At 54.3% G+C, this 16,002-nt stretch carries 18 protein-coding genes, 1 tRNA gene and 1 riboswitch; of the genes, 13 read left to right on the top strand and 6 right to left on the bottom strand.

Features of this window, described 5'->3' with window-relative positions:
- From ACSBLW_RS12935 to ACSBLW_RS12900, 8 genes are all read left to right on the top strand, one after another.
- A complete protein-coding gene (locus tag ACSBLW_RS12935; protein WP_435257031.1) occupies window positions 1-315 on the top strand; it encodes a DUF1636 family protein in 315 nt (104 codons plus the stop codon).
- 57 nt (window positions 316-372) lie between these two features.
- Window positions 373-593: riboswitch (cobalamin riboswitch) on the top strand.
- A gap of 35 nt (window positions 594-628) precedes the next feature.
- Complete coding sequence (locus tag ACSBLW_RS12930; protein ID WP_435257030.1) at window positions 629-805, top strand: CbtB domain-containing protein; 177 nt, start codon at window positions 629-631, stop codon at window positions 803-805.
- Window positions 806-817: 12 nt separating this feature from the next.
- Window positions 818-1,570: a CbtA family protein gene (locus ACSBLW_RS12925; protein WP_435257029.1), complete on the top strand. Its 753-nt coding sequence runs from the start codon at window positions 818-820 to the stop codon at window positions 1,568-1,570.
- A 57-nt stretch (window positions 1,571-1,627) separates the two neighbouring features.
- The gene (cobF, locus tag ACSBLW_RS12920; RefSeq protein WP_435257028.1) at window positions 1,628-2,392 is read left to right on the top strand and encodes a precorrin-6A synthase (deacetylating); all 765 of its coding nucleotides are present in this window, start codon (window positions 1,628-1,630) and stop codon (window positions 2,390-2,392) included.
- A gap of 127 nt (window positions 2,393-2,519) precedes the next feature.
- Complete coding sequence (locus ACSBLW_RS12915) at window positions 2,520-3,410, top strand: metal ABC transporter substrate-binding protein (RefSeq protein WP_435257027.1); 891 nt, start codon at window positions 2,520-2,522, stop codon at window positions 3,408-3,410.
- Entirely contained in the window at window positions 3,407-4,249 is an 843-nt protein-coding gene (locus tag ACSBLW_RS12910; RefSeq protein WP_435257026.1) for a manganese/iron ABC transporter ATP-binding protein, read from the top strand. The genes ACSBLW_RS12915 and ACSBLW_RS12910 overlap by 4 nt, the downstream gene beginning before the upstream one ends.
- Entirely contained in the window at window positions 4,246-5,103 is an 858-nt protein-coding gene (locus ACSBLW_RS12905; RefSeq protein WP_435257025.1) for a metal ABC transporter permease, read from the top strand. Before ACSBLW_RS12910 ends, ACSBLW_RS12905 begins: the two co-directional genes overlap by 4 nt.
- Window positions 5,100-5,924 (top strand): metal ABC transporter permease, encoded by an 825-nt coding sequence (locus ACSBLW_RS12900; RefSeq protein ID WP_435257024.1) that lies wholly within the window; start codon window positions 5,100-5,102, stop codon window positions 5,922-5,924. The genes ACSBLW_RS12905 and ACSBLW_RS12900 overlap by 4 nt, the downstream gene beginning before the upstream one ends.
- Here ACSBLW_RS12900 and cueR read toward each other — a convergent pair.
- On the bottom strand, window positions 5,921-6,310 hold the full coding sequence (gene cueR / locus ACSBLW_RS12895; RefSeq protein WP_435257023.1) for a Cu(I)-responsive transcriptional regulator: 390 nt from the start codon (window positions 6,308-6,310) through the stop codon (window positions 5,921-5,923). The genes ACSBLW_RS12900 and cueR overlap by 4 nt on opposite strands.
- Window positions 6,307-8,772 (bottom strand): heavy metal translocating P-type ATPase, encoded by a 2,466-nt coding sequence (locus ACSBLW_RS12890; RefSeq protein WP_435257022.1) that lies wholly within the window; start codon window positions 8,770-8,772, stop codon window positions 6,307-6,309. Before ACSBLW_RS12890 ends, cueR begins: the two co-directional genes overlap by 4 nt.
- A gap of 171 nt (window positions 8,773-8,943) precedes the next feature.
- Between ACSBLW_RS12890 and ACSBLW_RS12885 the strand changes: the two genes are divergently transcribed.
- On the top strand, window positions 8,944-9,138 hold the full coding sequence (locus ACSBLW_RS12885) for a heavy-metal-associated domain-containing protein (RefSeq protein WP_435257021.1): 195 nt from the start codon (window positions 8,944-8,946) through the stop codon (window positions 9,136-9,138).
- 207 nt (window positions 9,139-9,345) lie between these two features.
- Here the strand turns inward: ACSBLW_RS12885 and ACSBLW_RS12880 are convergent, their stop codons facing one another.
- Genes ACSBLW_RS12880 through tsaD form a run of 4 tightly spaced genes read right to left on the bottom strand, consistent with a single transcriptional unit; the run spans window position 9,346 to window position 12,074 of the window.
- Window positions 9,346-9,759 (bottom strand): EVE domain-containing protein, encoded by a 414-nt coding sequence (locus ACSBLW_RS12880; protein WP_435257020.1) that lies wholly within the window; start codon window positions 9,757-9,759, stop codon window positions 9,346-9,348.
- Window positions 9,756-10,028 (bottom strand): YciI family protein, encoded by a 273-nt coding sequence (locus ACSBLW_RS12875; RefSeq protein ID WP_435257019.1) that lies wholly within the window; start codon window positions 10,026-10,028, stop codon window positions 9,756-9,758. Before ACSBLW_RS12875 ends, ACSBLW_RS12880 begins: the two co-directional genes overlap by 4 nt.
- 1 nt (window position 10,029) lies before the next feature.
- Complete coding sequence (locus ACSBLW_RS12870; protein ID WP_435257018.1) at window positions 10,030-10,986, bottom strand: NAD(P)H-dependent glycerol-3-phosphate dehydrogenase; 957 nt, start codon at window positions 10,984-10,986, stop codon at window positions 10,030-10,032.
- On the bottom strand, window positions 10,983-12,074 hold the full coding sequence (tsaD, locus tag ACSBLW_RS12865) for a tRNA (adenosine(37)-N6)-threonylcarbamoyltransferase complex transferase subunit TsaD (RefSeq protein WP_435260109.1): 1,092 nt from the start codon (window positions 12,072-12,074) through the stop codon (window positions 10,983-10,985). Before tsaD ends, ACSBLW_RS12870 begins: the two co-directional genes overlap by 4 nt.
- A gap of 24 nt (window positions 12,075-12,098) precedes the next feature.
- On the opposite strand from tsaD, the gene ACSBLW_RS12860 reads away from it, so the two are divergent.
- The 4 genes from ACSBLW_RS12860 to ACSBLW_RS12845 all read left to right on the top strand — a co-directional run bounded on the left by ACSBLW_RS12860 (window position 12,099) and on the right by ACSBLW_RS12845 (window position 15,821).
- Window positions 12,099-12,854 (top strand): uroporphyrinogen-III synthase, encoded by a 756-nt coding sequence (locus tag ACSBLW_RS12860; RefSeq protein WP_435257017.1) that lies wholly within the window; start codon window positions 12,099-12,101, stop codon window positions 12,852-12,854.
- 212 nt (window positions 12,855-13,066) lie between these two features.
- Window positions 13,067-14,221: a COG4223 family protein gene (locus ACSBLW_RS12855; protein WP_435257016.1), complete on the top strand. Its 1,155-nt coding sequence runs from the start codon at window positions 13,067-13,069 to the stop codon at window positions 14,219-14,221.
- Window positions 14,222-14,231: 10 nt separating this feature from the next.
- On the top strand, window positions 14,232-15,701 hold the full coding sequence (locus tag ACSBLW_RS12850) for a heme biosynthesis protein HemY (RefSeq protein WP_435257015.1): 1,470 nt from the start codon (window positions 14,232-14,234) through the stop codon (window positions 15,699-15,701).
- 44 nt (window positions 15,702-15,745) lie between these two features.
- A tRNA-Thr gene (locus tag ACSBLW_RS12845) sits at window positions 15,746-15,821 on the top strand.
- Window positions 15,822-16,002 lie beyond the last annotated feature (181 nt).

The raw sequence follows: 16,002 nt of genomic DNA, 5'->3' as shown, positions 1-16,002 counted from the left end.
ATGATTACGGTTTGTGGCTCATGCGACTTTGGACGGGTCGGATTTGCCGAGCTTTTGCGCGAAGGTCTTCTTGAGGCTGGACTAGATCTTCCAGTCACAACAGTCGAGTGCATGTCCGGCTGCCGGAGGCCTTCAACCTGTGCCTTTCGCAGTCCGGGAAAGACGGCCTATCTGTTCGGTGATCTTTCCGAGTCGGATCTTGCCGAACTCGTTCGATTTGCCGAGGTTTATGAAAAATCTAGTGATGGCAATTTTGCAGATGCGCGTGTGATCGGTGGTCTGCGTTTCAAGGCAATCGCTCGAATTCCGGGCTGACTGTCGTAATTCACCCGCGGAAGACGCAAATGCGCCTTGACCGAAATGGCAAGGTGATGGCAACTGAAAGAGTATGGTGTCCCACAGAGCGCAAAGCGCCGGGACTGAAACGGGAATGGGGAAGGGTGGACCGAATACGGCACCTAAAGCCCCAACCGCCCCCGCGACTGTGTGCGGCGAGCGGCTTTCCAGATGCCACTGGTCCTTAAGGGGCTGGGAAGGTGGAAAGTTCGCTTTGACCCGCAAGTCAGGAGACCGGCCATGCGGGAACGAAACAACTGCCGTCGGGTGTGACGGCAAGGAGAATGAAAAAATGACTTCGACTTTCAACGCGATCCGCAGCAACGCAAAAGCAAGTGCCTTGCTTTCGGTCCTGTTCGTCGCCGTTCTGGGTGGTGCGACTCTGTTCATTGCTGGCCACGCACAGTCTGCCGCCCTGCACGATGCGGCCCATGATGTTCGTCACGCGACTGGCTTTCCTTGCCACTGATCGCCTGATTCAATGATTCAGAAATTGCTGGCCAGCGCCGTGATCGCTGGCGGTGCAGCAGGGCTGCTTGCGGCCGTGCTGCATTTCGCATTTGTCCAAGATTTAATTCTCTTGGGCGAGGAATATGAATCGGGCGCCTTGGTCCATTTCATGGCGGATGCGTCAACTCATGATCATCCTGAACAAGGGAGCATGGCACCCGACCATTCTGATGCATCGGAAGCGGAGGACGGACATAGCCACGATGATGGTGATGCCGCCTCACCTCTGGTACGCAACGGTTTGACGGTCGTCTTTTCGGTCCTGATTTACGTTGCCTATGCGCTAATTCTTGTCGCTGGTTATGGTCTCGCCAAGGCGTTCGACAAGCGCATCACAGCGCGTGAAGGTGTGCTTTGGGGAATTGCAGGCTTTGCTGCTTTCCAATTGTTCCCCGCTATGGGTCTTGCGCCGGAACTGCCCGGAACAATTGCCGCGGACCTGGGAGCGCGACAGGTGTGGTGGTGGGGAACAGTCGTTGCGTCAATCGCAGCGATCGGATTGCTGGCCTATGGATCGAATCCCTTGGCTGTCTTGGCAAGCGCAGCGCTTCTGGCTGCGCCGCATGTCATCGGGGCACCGACCTTGGGAGAATATGCGGGCACTGCTCCACCAGAACTTGGTGCAGCATTCTCTGCACGGGTTCTGGGTGTGGGACTGGTGGTCTGGGCTGCATTGGGATGGATTTCCGGCGCGCTTTGGGCAAAAGACTCGGAAGAATTGTAAATAGAACGAGAAACGCGGCCTGACCTTGTTGGGCCGCGTTTCAGAAACCGAGGCCCAATGATTACGCTGCATCTTATTGGAATTGGGACAGGAAGCCCGGATCATGTGACCCGGCAGGCGCAAAAAGCAATCAATGCATGCGACCTTATCCTGATCCCGATGAAGGGCGAGGATAAGGCAGACCTCGCCGGTCTGCGCCGGGCGATACTAGCCAGTTGTCTGGAAAATCCAAAAACTCGGGTAGTGGAGTTCGACTTGCCCGTTCGGGACCCTGCCACGCCAGGCTATCTGGATCGCGTCAATAACTGGCATGATGCGATCGCGGAGAAGTGGGAAGGTTCGATGCGAGATCATCTAGGCGATGAAGCAACAGGCACGGTTGGTCTTTTGGTCTGGGGCGATCCTTCGCTTTACGACAGCACTTTGCGCATTGCGGAAAGAGTCAAAGCCCGATTTCCAATCACTGTGCAGGTTACGCCCGGCGTTACGGCGGTTCAGGCCCTCTGTGCAGCGCATGCAATCGCCCTGAATGATCTTGGTGCTCCATTTTTTGTGACGACGGGAAGGCGCTTGCGAGACGAGGGTTGGCCAAGCGGGGCCGATACGGTCGTGGTCATGCTGGATGCCGGCGGGTCGTTCGCGAAGATTGACCAGCAGGGCGTGAGTATCTGGTGGGGTGCCTTCGTCGGTATGGAAGAGCAGATTCTTGTTTCCGGTAAGCTGTCAGACGTTTCCGACCAAATCCTCAAAACGCGTCAGAGCGCAAGAGAAGCACATGGCTGGATCATGGATATCTACCTGATGCGGCGCACGCAGCCATAAGTCCGACGATGAACCCGAAGGCACCGCAAGTTTTAAAAATTTCTTGAGAATGCTTCTCAATTGCATTGCTTAGCGGTCGCTGCTTACCTAACTATTCAATGGTCACTACCGTCTTCGGAGGCATTGAATGGCGACACAACGGTTCCTTGGGGCAATCGCCTCTTTGATTCTCATAGGCACCGCTACGATGGCGAGTGCAGAAAAGTTTAAGGCGGTCACCACCTTCACGGTGATTGCCGATATGGCTCAGAACGTTGCTGGTGATGTTGCCATTGTCGAAAGCATCACCAAACCCGGCGCGGAAATTCACGGGTATCAGCCGACACCTCGTGACATAATCAAGGCTCAGGATGCCGATTTGATTCTTTGGAACGGCTTGAACCTAGAACTGTGGTTCGAGCAGTTCTTTGCAAACCTATCAGGCGTTCCCAGTGCGACGCTTTCCGAAGGAATCGACCCAATCAGCATCGTCGAAGGCGATTATAACGGAAAACCCAACCCGCATGCGTGGATGGGCCTATCCAATGCCATGGTCTACATCGACAATATCGAAGCGGCGTTCAGCCAGCACGACCCGGAAAACGCAGCGATCTATGCTGCAAATGCCAAGGCATATAAGGAGAGAATAGCCGCTACGATTGGCCCACTTCGTGAGCAGGTTCTTTCTCTGCCAGAGGGCAAGCGCTGGCTCGCCACTTGTGAAGGCGCATTCAGCTATCTGGCGCGCGATTTCGACTTGAAAGAGGTGTATCTGTGGCCGATCAACGCCGATCAGCAAGGCACGCCCCAACAAGTTCGCCGCATGATTGACGCTGTGCGCGGAAATGAGATCCCAGCGATATTTTGTGAAAGCACCGTCAACCAATCTCCCGCCGAACAGGTTGCACGCGAAACGGGATCAACCTATGGCGGGACACTTTACGTTGACAGTCTAACCGAAGCAGACGGACCAGTGCCAACCTACCTCGACCTGCTGCGCGTGACGTCCGAGACAATTGCAGAAGGTCTTTCGAAATGACCGGAAGTTCGGGGATTTCCGCAAAGAACGTGACGGTCACATATCGAAATGGCAACGCAGCCCTAAAGGAAGCCAGTTTTGAGTTGCCGATCGGCACGATTGCAGCGCTCGTTGGGGTAAACGGGGCAGGCAAATCTACACTGTTCAAAGCAATTATGGGGTTCCTGCCTGTCGCGCAGGGCCAGATAACTGTCATGGGCATGCCCGTTCGAGAAGCGCTTAAGCAGAATATTGTCGCCTACGTCCCTCAAGCAGAGGAGGTCGATTGGAGCTTTCCCGTCCTTGTCGAAGACGTGGTGATGATGGGGCGCTATGGGCATATGGGTTTCTTTCGTCATCCTAGCGCTGCGGACAAGCAGGCGGTCACGGACGCATTGCACCGCGTGAACATGAGCGACTTCCGCAAAAGGCAGATTGGCGAACTTTCCGGTGGTCAGAGAAAGCGGGTGTTCTTGGCGCGGGCGCTAGCACAGGACGGTAAGGTGATCTTGCTGGACGAGCCTTTTACTGGCGTGGATGTACAGACCGAGGAAGCCATCATAGCCCTTCTGCGCGCGATGCGTGATGAGGGACGGGTGATGCTTGTTTCCACCCATAATCTAGGGTCTGTTCCGGAATTCTGTGATCGTACGATCTTGGTGAAACAGACGGTGCTGGCACACGGGCTTACTTCGGAAGTCTTCACCCAAAAGAACCTTGAGCGGGCGTTCGGTGGCGTACTTCGCCATTTTGTGTTGGGCGGTTCAGATCTGCACGACGATGATGATCATCGCAAGGTAAGGGTCATCACGGACGACGAACGCCCCTTCGTTGTCTATGATAGCGACGGCAGCCAATGATTGAGACACTGACGCAGCCCTTCAGCTACAACTACATGTTTACGGCCATGTGGGTTAGCGCGATGGTCGGCGGCTTATGTGCGTTTCTTTCTGCCTATCTTATGTTGAAAGGGTGGTCGTTGATTGGCGATGCCCTTAGCCATTCTATCGTTCCCGGAGTAGCTGGCGCTTACATGCTGGGCCTCCCCTTTGCGCTTGGGGCCTTTGCGGCTGGCGGCTTGGCGGCGGCTGCAATGTTGTTCTTGGGTCAACGCACGGGCCTAAAGCAGGACACGATCATCGGCCTGATCTTTACTGCCTTCTTTGGACTTGGCCTTTTCATGGTTTCGATTTCGCCGCTTTCTGTCAGTGTCGAGACCATTACCATGGGCAATATTCTTGCGATCACACCCGAAGACACGCTGCAACTAGCTGTGATCGGCGTTGTTTCCTTCGCCGTCCTACTGGCCAAGTGGAAAGATTTGATGGTGACCTTCTTTGATGAAAGCCATGCGCGAAGCATCGGTTTGCGACCTGATTTGCTAAAGCTGACCTTCTTTACGCTGCTTTCGGCATCTTGCGTTGCAGCCCTGCAAACCGTCGGCGCCTTTTTGGTCATCGCAATGGTGGTGACGCCCGGAGCCACGGCTTATTTGCTTACAGACCGATTTCCGAGATTGCTTTTGCTTAGCGTCGCCATCGGCGCCACAACCAGCTTTTTTGGCGCATATCTAAGCTTTTTTCTGGATGGGGCCACCGGCGGGTTGATCGTCACACTTCAGACTCTGATCTTCCTTGTTGCCTTCGTTTGGGCACCAAAGCACGGCTATCTTGCGGCACGAAGGCGCATTGCTGCTGCACTGAGGCAATCATGATCGACAGCCTTCTTCTGCCGTTTCAGTTCGCATTCATGAACAAGGCCTTCTTGGTCATGGCGCTACTTGCAATTCCAACCAGCCTCCTGTCCTGTTTTCTGGTGCTAAAGGGCTGGTCCTTGATGGGCGACGCTATCAGCCACGCCGTTCTTCCGGGCGTCGTGATCGCTTATCTCGCTGGAATCCCTTTGATCATTGGTGCCTTTGCCGCTGGGATGGTTTGCGCGGTTGGTACGGGCTTCCTTTCCGGAAACAGCAGAGTCAAAGAGGACACGGTGATGGGGATCGTGTTCTCGGGGATGTTTGGCTTCGGGATGGTGCTATACACAAAAATCCGAACAGAGGTTCATCTGGATCACATACTTTTTGGCAATATGCTTGGGGTCAAAGATGCCGATTTGATGGTTGCAGCAACCATCGCCGTCTTTGTCGGTTTCATTATTCTTGCCAAGCGCAAGGACTTCCTCGTGCAGGCTTTTGATCCAATTCAGGCAAAAGCGGTCGGACTCCCTGTTGGTCGGCTACATTATGGTTTGCTAGCCCTTATCTCTCTAACCATCGTTGGCACATTGTCGGCCGTGGGAATTATCCTCTCCATCGGATTGCTTATCGCGCCTGGCGCTATTGCCTTCTTGTTGACACGCAGGTTTGGTCAGATGCTTCCTGTGGCCATTTTCGTGACGTGGTTGGCCTCGATCGTCGGAATCTACCTAAGTTTCTTTATTGACTCCGCCCCTGCTCCGACGATCATAGTCGTTTTGACGGTCATCTTTATTGCTGCTTTTGTCCTACGGAACTGGCGCATAAAACAAATCGCTTAAACGGGCTGTGCCAAGTCTTTCAGGATAGGGCAGTCTGGACGACTATCGCCGGCACAGCAGTCTATCAAATGCGCTAGCGTCGACCGCATCGACTGAAGTTGTGCAATCTTTTCATCAATGGCGCGCAGGTGGTCTTCGGTCACGGATTTGACCTGTGCACTCGCACGGTTTTCGTCCTCGTAAAGCGCCAACAGCGTTCGGCAATCTTCTATGGTAAAGCCCAGGGTCCTTGCCCGACCGATGAACGCAAGTTTATGCAAGTCTTTCTCTCGAAAGCTGCGATATCCATTTTCTGAACGAAGCGGAGAGATAAGACCGATCTCTTCGTAATAGCGAATGGTCTTAGCGGGCAGACTGGACCGTTGCGAAACTTCCTTGATGTTCACGAGGTCTGTTCCTTCATCGCGGGCGCTATACGACGAAGCCGTAACGCATTTGACAATACAAAGACGGACGACAGCGCCATCGCGCCAGCCGCCAGCATTGGAGAAAGTAATATTCCAAATTTGGGAAAGAGCAGGCCCGCGGCAACAGGAATTAGTGCAACATTGTAGCCAAAAGCCCAAACGAGGTTTTGTGCTATGTTCGACATGGTATGACGCGAGACGGTGAAGGCGTTTACCACGCCCCGAAGATCGCCCGACATAAGGACCACGTCGGCGCTTTCAATGGCAACATCCGTTCCTGTTCCGATGGCAATACCAACATCTGCGTGCGCCAAGGCGGGCGCATCGTTGATCCCGTCACCTACGAATGCAACTTTCCCCTGACTGCGGAGTCTATCTAAGGCCTCTACTTTGCCTCCTGGCAAAACGCCGGCAATGACATGATCAACACCGACTTCCTTTGCGATCACCTCAGCCGTCTCTTGCTTGTCTCCGGTTATCATCACAACCTGTAGCCCCAATCCACGAAGTGCAGAAATCGCATCGCGGCTGGATGGTTTTACCGGGTCTGATACCCCAAAGACGGCTGTGACTTTACCATCTACTGCAGCAAAGAGAGCGGTTCTGCCATGCAGTGCAAAAGAGCGCTCGGATTCGGCCAAGTCGGCAAAGTCGATGCCTTCTCTTGCCATCATTCGGTCCGCCCCAACAACTACGACTGCGTCGCCAACTTTAGCGCGCACGCCATGCCCAGCCACAGCTGTAAACTCTGTCACCGGCTTTAAGGAAACTCCGTCGTCCACAGCTGCACGATGAATGGCCGCAGCAACAGGGTGCTCTGATCGCGCCTCGACGGACCCGACCAGTGCAAGAACATCCTTTCGAGAGAATCCTTTGGCCAGTGCTAAATCTGTCAGCTCCGGACGGCCTTGGGTGACAGTTCCTGTCTTGTCCAAGGCGACGACTGCGATAGAGCCAAGGGATTGCAGAGCATCCCCTTTTCTAAAGAGAACACCGATTTCAGCCGCGCGACCTGTCCCAACCATAATAGATGTCGGGGTTGCCAATCCCATGGCACATGGGCAGGCAATGATCAGCACGGAAACACCGGCAACAAGGGCGTAGGTCAGAGACGGCTCTGGCCCGAAGATCAGCCAGACAGCCACGGTAACAGCCGCCGCAGCCATCACTGCGGGCACGAACCAAAGCGTAATTCGATCAACCATTCCTTGAATGGGCAGCTTTGCTCCTTGGGCCGTTTCGACCATCTGAATGATTTGAGACAAGACTGTGTCTCGCCCAACCTTGGTGGCCCTGAATGTCAGACTGCCACCGCCATTTACGGTTCCTCCGGTAACTGTGCTGCCAACAGTTTTTGCTGCCGGAATTGGTTCTCCGGTAATCATGCTCTCATCGACATGGCTTTCGCCTTCGATGACATCACCATCGACTGGAATGCGTTCGCCAGGCCGAACCAAGACGCTATCACCAACCTGTAGATCTTCGATTGCCACCTCAACGGCTTCGGCGTTCCGGATGATACGAGCTGTGCGAACCTGAAGGCCGAGAAGCTTTTGAATCGCGGCACCAGTCCGTCCTTTCGCTCGGGCCTCCAGCCAGCGTCCGACAAGGATCAGGACGACGATGACAGCAGCGGCTTCGAAATAAACAGCCCGAACATCATCGGGTAGAAGATCCGGAGCGAAGGTTGCAATGACAGAATACGTGTAGGCCGACCCTGTTCCCAAAGCGACAAGACTGTTCATGTCGGGCGCAGCCTTAAGCAGAGCGGGAATCCCCTTTTCAAAGAACTGCCTGCCAGGGCCAAGCAGGACGATGGTCGTCAAAAGCCATTGGACCGACCAACTCGTGTGATGGCCAATCGTTTCGGCAATGAACATGTGAAAGGCCGGAATCACGTGACCTCCCATCTCAACAATAAAGACGGGGAGCGCCAGTGTTGCTGCGAACAGTGCCTTCTTCCGAAGATCTTGCGCCTCGGCATCCTTGCGTGCTGAACGATCTAATGTCGCATGCATTTGTGCCGGATGCGCTGGATAACCAATATCGGCGCTTGCTTTCAGCAGGTCCTGAACAGAAACAGCGCCTTCCAGGTAGGTAACACGCGCTGTTTCCGCAGCAAGATTTACGTTCACTTCCAGAACGCCCGGCACTGCGGCCAAGGCGTGATCCACGCGACCAACACAAGATGCGCACGACATGGATTCGATGTTTAGCGTCACAGTCGACGTTCGCGCTGGATAGCCCAAATTTGCGAGCGTTTCGGCGGCTGTGGCTATTAGGTCTGCACGATCTGTCCTAAACTGAGCCGTTTCTGATGCCAGATTAACAGATACGTCAGAGAGCCCGTCAATTGCCGTCAGGCCCTTGCTTACCCGACCGACGCATGAGGCGCAGGTCATCCCTTCCACCGAAAGGCTGATAGGTGTGATCTTGTGCAAGTCGGCCTCCAAAATTGCCGTCTTTATTCAGATTAATCATTCCATCTACTGGAGGGTCAAGGTGTGGCCGCGCTGCTGTGCGACTTTATCGCAGTAAACTGCTGGGGCTTGACCTTCTAGCAGCTGGAACCCCTATCTATCATTTGTATCAAACGGAAAGGATTAACTGTTATGAAGTTCTCGGTACCCGATATGAGCTGCGGTCACTGCACGAGTGCGATAGAAAAGTCGATCAAGGCTGCCGACGGTTCGGCCAAGGTTGAATGTGATTTGGCAACGCGGACCGTTTCAATTGATAGCCAATTGCCGGCTTCGTCTTTGGCTGATGCGATGAAAAAGGCGGGATATGAAAGCGTTCTTGCTTAAGTTAGCACAACTTTGAGTTAAAGCTTATCACGTTGGCATTTGCTGGCCATCATGGGCGTGCGTTATGATGTGGCTTAGGGCAGTAGGCCCGGAACCTTTCAGAGACACGTGCGGTGCCAGGGGAGCACGTGGGGTGGATGGGGGGTTCCTTGTGGGTTGGGAATCCCCCATTCCCGCATTCATTGTTACTTTGCTCAATCGGTCAGCCTAAAGCCCACCCATCTTGCAGATAATTGCCCATTCTTCGGGTGACACCGGTTGTACGGATAAACGGGTATTGTTGACCAAGACCATGTTTTCAAGGCCGGGTGTGACTTTGCATGTGTCCAGACTGACAGGGCACTTCAATTCTTCTACCGCGCGTATTGTCACGCAGTCCCACTTGGGATCGTCAGTGGTACTGTCCGGAGCGGATAGCTTGATGACATCCACAATGCCAACCATCTCTTTTCCAATATTCGAATGATAGAAAAAGCCGCGATCACCAATTTTCATGGCGCGCATGTTGTTGCGCGCCTGATAATTGCGGACTCCCGTCCATTCTTCGCCCAAATCGCCCTTTTGCACCTGCTGTGTCCAGCTCCAAGCGTCTGGTTCGGACTTAAAAAGCCAAAAGTTCATCCTATGACCTTCTTCCATTCACGGATGTCGACGCTTTGGAACAGCCCGGCTTTCGCGTATGGGTCTGCCTCTGCCCAAGCTTGGGCTGCCTCTCGGCTTTCGACCGACAGCACCACAAGGCTGCCGCACATGCCACCCTCGTCCGATAAGAATGGTCCTGCCATCTCGACCACACCGCTGTCTTCAATATGTTTCAGATGAGCGGGCCGGTTTTCAGTCCGAATGTTGAGATGGTTCGGTTTATCAATGCAGATCAGGGCAAAGCGCATTCTATTCTTCCTTCAAGGGGCGTGACATCAGGGCGTGGATCGCGTTCGCAACGGATATCTGGCCTTGGGTGACACCGGCAACCATTGTTGTAATCGGCAGGAGTGACTCGATTTCCGTATTTCGGACATGGTTTAACACAGCAAGCGCGGTAGCAACTCCTTCCACGGTCACATTTGTGTCTGTGGCTTGGCCCTTGCCCAGTGCGAACCCGTGGCGGAAATTGCGCGACTGATCAGAGGTACAAGTCAATACCAGATCTCCGAAGCCTGAAAGGCCCATGAGTGTATCTGGCCGAGCCCCTCTCACGGTCGCAAAACGGCTAAGTTCTGCAAACCCTCGCGTCATGACTGCAGCGCGCGCGCTGTCACCCAAACCGGCGCCCATGACGATCCCCGCCGCAATAGCGATGACATTCTTTAGAGCGCCACCAAGTTCCGCACCGACGAAGTCTGTCGTGCGATAAAGTCTCAAATTGGTGGTCGAGAGTGATTTTTGCAGCTTTAGTGCAGCCTCTTCGTTTGAACAGGCCAGGGTCAAAGCAGTGGGCAGTCCTTTGGCAATATCAGTGGCAAAACTTGGGCCAGTCAGAATAGCCGCCTTCGAGTCTGGACAGCGTTCTGCAAGAAGCGTTGCAGGGCCCTGAAGGGAGGTTAAATCCAAACCTTTGCAGCAGGCGACCAGTGACTTATCGACGAGGCTGACCGAAATACTTCTTAAAAACTGCGATAGACTTTGCATCGGCATCGCAAACAATACTGTGTCTGCATTCAAAGCAGTGTCTAGGTCCGCGACAACTCTGGTATTCTCCGGCAGTTCAATTCCTGGCAGTCGCGCGCTCTCGCGGTTCTCCGCCAGAGAGCCGGCATCGCGAGCCCAGAGTGTTACCGACCGTTCCTTTCCAATTGATACTGCCAAAGCGGTACCGAAGGCCCCGGCGCCCAGAACAGTTATACTCATGCTTTCGCTCCTTTCTTTCCGGAGCCGATCAAAGCGGGCGCCGAATCGTCCAAAGGCCACCGTGGGCGCGCAGAGAGGTCCATCCCGTCGCGTTGCCCCAGTCGAAATCTTTCTATTCCGGCAAAAGCGATCATTGCGGCATTATCGGTGCAAAGTCGAAGTGGAGGGGCAGAGAAAATCAGTCCAAATTCGTTGCAAACAGTCTCTAACTTGGCACGAATTGCCATATTGGCCGCAACTCCACCGGCGAGGGCAAAAGCTGGCGTTGCGGGAAGTTCCTGCAGATAGCTGACAATGGCCCGGCGAGTTTTCTCGGCCAACACGTCTGCAACAGAAGTTTGAAACCCTGCACAAAGGTCGCGCCGGTCTTGTCGAGTTAAGCCGTTCTGTTGTAAGATCAGTTGATCTCGAGCGCGAAGGACAGCCGTTTTCAGGCCAGAAAAAGAGAGGTCGCAACCCGGCCTGTCCAAAAGAGGACGTGGCAGCAGAAAACGAGCCGGGTCGCCGCCACTAGCCTCGGCCTCAACATGCGGGCCGCCCGGTTGGGCAAGGCCAAGCATCTTTGCGACTTTATCAAATGCCTCTCCGGGAGCGTCGTCTATCGTCCCGCCAAGCCGTTTGAACTCTTCCGGGCCGCGCACGACCAAGAACTGGCAGTGCCCCCCTGAGACCAAAAGCATCAGATAAGGAAATGTGAGCCTATCTGAAAGTCGCGGGGTAAGCGCATGGCCCGCAAGATGGTTAATACCGACAAGCGGCAATCCAGCTGCTAACGCAAGTCCCTTGGCCAACATCACCCCGGACAGAACGCCCCCGATGAGTCCAGGGCCGGCGGTTACGGCGATCCCATCTAACTGACCAATCCGCAATTTCGCTTCTGATAAGGCCCGCTCGACACAGTCATCCAACCTTTCGGCGTGGGCACGGGCTGCGATTTCAGGAACAACACCCCCAAAAGCAGCGTGCAGACTTGTTTGACCTTCGACAACATTTGAGAGAATCTCTGTCCGTTCCCCAGCACGAACAATCGCGGCAGCGGTATCATCGCAGCTGGATTCAATTCCTAGAAAGGTCAGTGGTGTTGTCATCATCTGCCATTGTGCCAAGGATAGATGGGAGGTAACACCGCTTGTATGCCCCTGCAATCCCGAGCGATACCTGTTATCATTACCCGACCCGAGCCGCAGGCGAACCGCTTCGCGCAAGAAATTCGGCGAGACCTCGGAAACAAAGCCATTCCAATTATCTCGCCACTGCTTCAGTTGAGATTCTCGGGAAATCAGCCCCCTGACCACAGATTTGGCGCCCTAGTGCTTACTTCAGAGATGGGCGCTCAATCCGCGCTACGTTTGAGAGAAGAGGGCGTCATCATTCCAGATTTGGCCTATTGTGTGGGTGATAGAACAGCGCAAGTGGCGCGCCAAAACGGGTTCTTGCCCGTTTCTGCGAGCGGTGATGCACGGGATCTGGTTAGCTTGCTGCTAGAACATAGGAAAGACGCTCCATTTCTGCATTTGCATGGTCAAGAAGCGCGGGGGGATATTGTTGGCAAGCTTACAGCCCAAAATGTTGAAGCGATTGGTCTGGTAACTTACTTCCAAGAGCCACTTTGCCTGACGGAAGAGGCAAAGTTTACTCTTTCAAAGGATGGCGAAGTCTTCGTGCCACTATTCTCGCCGCGGACCGCAAGAATTTGGGCACAGGAAATCTCCAAGTTCAAGGTGCTGGCCAATCTTAGCCATTTTGCGTTAAGTCCAGCCGTTGCAGAGGAACTTAAGGGTCTGGAACCCGTTCATTTAGAGATTGCAGATAATCCAACGCAGGAGAGCATCCGCCACATGATGTCTCAGGCATTGAACTGCGCTTGAACCCTCTTTGCATCGAGGGGTAGGGTTGGATGAGAGATCCCTTTTGGGTCGCGATGCATGGGAAGGACAAAATGGCCAAAACCAGCCGACCGAAAAATCAAGAAGAAAATCCGGTAGTCGCGTCGGAAGAGGCAAAAGAGGTCGTTGCGGCTGTTGATAAGTCCGTTGACCCAATAATCATGGAAGAACCTTTGAAAGATTCCTCGGCAGGTATGACCAATGATGCTGGGGCGTTTGCCGAAGAACTGGTAGCTGAAAACGAAGAGTTATCTGACGAGGCCATTGCATCTGATGATGTCGTCAAAGACAGTCCGCCGGACGCGCCCCCTGAAGCGCGTCATGTCGGTTCAGACTCAAGAAACCACAGGTCTGGTGGGGGATTTGTCGGACTGCTTTTCGGAGGGTTGGTTGCTGCAGCGATAGGGTATGGCACCGCGACCTACTTCCCGATCCAATCGAAGCCCGATTCCCCTACGGAACTGGCAGAGCTTAGAGCGACTGTGGATTCGCAGGCCAATTCCATTCGAAATTTCGAAGGCTCAGCGAAAAAGATTGAAGACCTTGAGCAAAGATTGGCTGCAGTCGAGGATGTTGAACCTGTCTCCACCACCACAGTTGATCTTGGCCCGATTGAATCTGCCTTGGCATCATTAGAGACACGATTGGCAGCCATAGAATCCTTGCCAGCGGGTGAAGTCGGTCAGTCGACCGCCACCGTGGCAGCGGCTTTAGACTCTATGAAAGCAGAAATCGAGGCACTCAAAGGTCAAGGTGAATCCGCCGCGGCTACAATTGCCGCCGCTGCTGCTGAAGCAGAGGCTCGTCTAGCTGAGGCTGAAGCGCAGGCTGTTGCCTTGAAAGCAGAAGCCGAGGCAACAGCAAAAAAGGCACTTCATATCGCCGCTCTTGGGCGGATCTCTGCATCACTTGAGGCAGGTGGGCCATACGAGGGTGCCCTTGGTGATTTGGACGGTCTTTCTATCCCAGAAACCTTGACCACGATGGCTTCGACAGGTGTGCCGACTTTACAAGCTCTAATGGATGCCTTTCCAGAATCGGCGCGAACTGCACTCGAAGTTTCTCGTCGCGCGACGATGGGAGAGGGCCTGACGGACCGCATCTCATCCTTCCTTGAAACAGCGACCGGTGCGCGCTCGCTTTCTCCGCGGGAGGGGAGCGACCCCGATGCAATATTGTCTCGTGCTGAGGCTGCGGTAGGCGCAGGCAATCTGGAAACCGCTTTGACCGAGATCGGTGCACTGCCGCCAGAAGGTCAGGAAGCCATGTCGCAATGGACGTCAATGGCACAGTCGCGGCTTGATGTTCTGGCCGCATTCGAAACGCTCTCGGCGTCAATTTCGGAATAAGGGGGCTTTTATGCTTTGGTCGCTTCTGAAAGTCGTCCTCTTTATTCTGTCTGTGGCAGCGTTGTCTTACGGTGCGGGCATTCTGCTGGACACCGATGGTGGGCTCCGCATTTCCTTTGCCGACTGGGAATTCACGCTTGGTCCATTGATGGCCGTTATTGCGGCTTTGACCCTGTTGATCGGGCTTTGGTTATTGTTGCGGATCATTGGTCTGATTGTCGCAATTTTGCGCTTCTTGAACGGTGATGAAACGGCAGTTTCGCGATATTTTGACCGGAATCGAGAGAGGAAAGGCTATCAAGCTTTGAGTGAAGGGCTTTTGGCCTTGGCAGCTGGCGAGGATCGTTTGGCCCTAAGCCGGGCGCAAAAGGCCGAAAAGTATTTGGCCAAACCTGAACTGACGACACTTCTGGTGGCACAAGCTGCAGAAAAGATCGGTGACGGAAAACGGGCGACGGAGGCCTACAAACAGCTTCTTGGTGACGAAAAGACACGGTTCGTCGGAATCCGTGGATTGCTTAAGCAGAAGATCGAAGAGGGCGACACGGAGACGGCGTTGAAATTGGCCGAAAAGGCTTTCGCAATGAAACCTCGCCACGCCGAAACACAAGACCTGCTTCTAAAGCTTCAGGCTGAACAAGCCGATTGGAAGGGCGCGCGGGCGACATTAGGCGCAAAGCTGAAAGCTGGCGCACTTCCCCGCGACATCTATCGGCGACGCGACGCGGTTCTTGCCCTACAGGAGGCGAAGACAGTGTTTGATGAGACAGCCAGCATTGAAGCACGCGAGGCTGCAATTGAGGCAAACAGATTGTCGCCGGATCTCATTCCAGCGGCGGCGATGGCGGCCCGCGGACTTATCACAAAAGGTAATAAGAAAGAGGCCACGCGCATATTGAAGAAGGCTTGGTCCGCCATGCCTCATCCCGATCTTGCTGCAGCGTTTGCGGAAATAGAGCCAGAAGAGACGCCTACCGAACGACTGAAGCGCTTCCGCCTGTTGACATCAATTCAACCAGACAACGAGCAAACCCGTCTTTTGCTGGCAGAACTTCAGGTTGCTGCTGAAGACTTCCCATCGGCGCGCAAAGCGTTGGGATCTATAGCCACGGATCATCCAACCCAACGATCACTGGCGATCATGGCAGCAATTGAGCGCGGGGAGGGCCAAGACGATGCAGTTGTGCGCGGCTGGCTTACGCGCGCACTGACGGCCCCCAGAGGACCGCAGTGGTGTTGCGACAAATGTCAGGCGATTCATGCGCAATGGTCGCCGATCTGTGACAATTGCGGAGGGTTTGACACGTTGTCATGGCGTGAACCGCCTGAGACATCGGGTCCAAGCGCAACTGGCACAGAGCTTCTGCCACTGATCGTCGGTTCTCAAGACGTCTCCAGCCCACCCGATGCAGCTGATTTTGGGCCCGAAGACGCCGTCGTTGACGCAGAACTCTCAGATGATGGAAAGAATTCAAATTAGGGCTACACACCGGCTTTGAGGGGTGCTAAGAGCGCCGCACCTTAGCCGGTGTAGCTCAGCTGGTAGAGCACGTCATTCGTAATGATGGGGTCGGGGGTTCGAGTCCCTTCACCGGCACCACTTTCCGCAAAACTTGCGTTGGAGTGGCCCTAGCAACCATGCTGGGGAACTGTCGGTTGAGGGATCGTGACATTTTGTCCGGCCACTTTCGGATCAGTTCGGTCTAACGTCCATTTCGGGCAAAAAGAGATTCATTCTCCGATTTCAACCCTATGCGAAAATCATAGTTTGGAGATTGATT

Source organism: Thioclava sp. FR2, assembly GCF_051200875.1.
In the GTDB taxonomy this organism is placed as follows: Bacteria; Pseudomonadota; Alphaproteobacteria; order Rhodobacterales; family Rhodobacteraceae; genus Pseudotabrizicola.
This window is presented reverse-complemented; position numbering and strand designations above follow the sequence as displayed.

Coding starts and splice junctions, on each gene's coding strand:
- ACSBLW_RS12935 (WP_435257031.1), top strand. CDS start 1: ATGATTACGGTTTGTGGCTCATGCGACTTTGGACGGGTCGGATTTGCC.
- ACSBLW_RS12880 (WP_435257020.1), bottom strand. CDS start 9,759: ATGAACTTTTGGCTTTTTAAGTCCGAACCAGACGCTTGGAGCTGGACA.
- tsaD (WP_435260109.1), bottom strand. CDS start 12,074: ATGACAACACCACTGACCTTTCTAGGAATTGAATCCAGCTGCGATGAT.
- ACSBLW_RS12930 (WP_435257030.1), top strand. CDS start 629: ATGACTTCGACTTTCAACGCGATCCGCAGCAACGCAAAAGCAAGTGCC.
- ACSBLW_RS12850 (WP_435257015.1), top strand. CDS start 14,232: ATGCTTTGGTCGCTTCTGAAAGTCGTCCTCTTTATTCTGTCTGTGGCA.
- ACSBLW_RS12925 (WP_435257029.1), top strand. CDS start 818: ATGATTCAGAAATTGCTGGCCAGCGCCGTGATCGCTGGCGGTGCAGCA.
- ACSBLW_RS12885 (WP_435257021.1), top strand. CDS start 8,944: ATGAAGTTCTCGGTACCCGATATGAGCTGCGGTCACTGCACGAGTGCG.
- ACSBLW_RS12875 (WP_435257019.1), bottom strand. CDS start 10,028: ATGCGCTTTGCCCTGATCTGCATTGATAAACCGAACCATCTCAACATT.
- ACSBLW_RS12915 (WP_435257027.1), top strand. CDS start 2,520: ATGGCGACACAACGGTTCCTTGGGGCAATCGCCTCTTTGATTCTCATA.
- ACSBLW_RS12870 (WP_435257018.1), bottom strand. CDS start 10,986: ATGAGTATAACTGTTCTGGGCGCCGGGGCCTTCGGTACCGCTTTGGCA.
- ACSBLW_RS12855 (WP_435257016.1), top strand. CDS start 13,067: ATGACCAATGATGCTGGGGCGTTTGCCGAAGAACTGGTAGCTGAAAAC.
- cobF (WP_435257028.1), top strand. CDS start 1,628: ATGATTACGCTGCATCTTATTGGAATTGGGACAGGAAGCCCGGATCAT.
- ACSBLW_RS12910 (WP_435257026.1), top strand. CDS start 3,407: ATGACCGGAAGTTCGGGGATTTCCGCAAAGAACGTGACGGTCACATAT.
- ACSBLW_RS12900 (WP_435257024.1), top strand. CDS start 5,100: ATGATCGACAGCCTTCTTCTGCCGTTTCAGTTCGCATTCATGAACAAG.
- ACSBLW_RS12860 (WP_435257017.1), top strand. CDS start 12,099: ATGGGAGGTAACACCGCTTGTATGCCCCTGCAATCCCGAGCGATACCT.
- ACSBLW_RS12905 (WP_435257025.1), top strand. CDS start 4,246: ATGATTGAGACACTGACGCAGCCCTTCAGCTACAACTACATGTTTACG.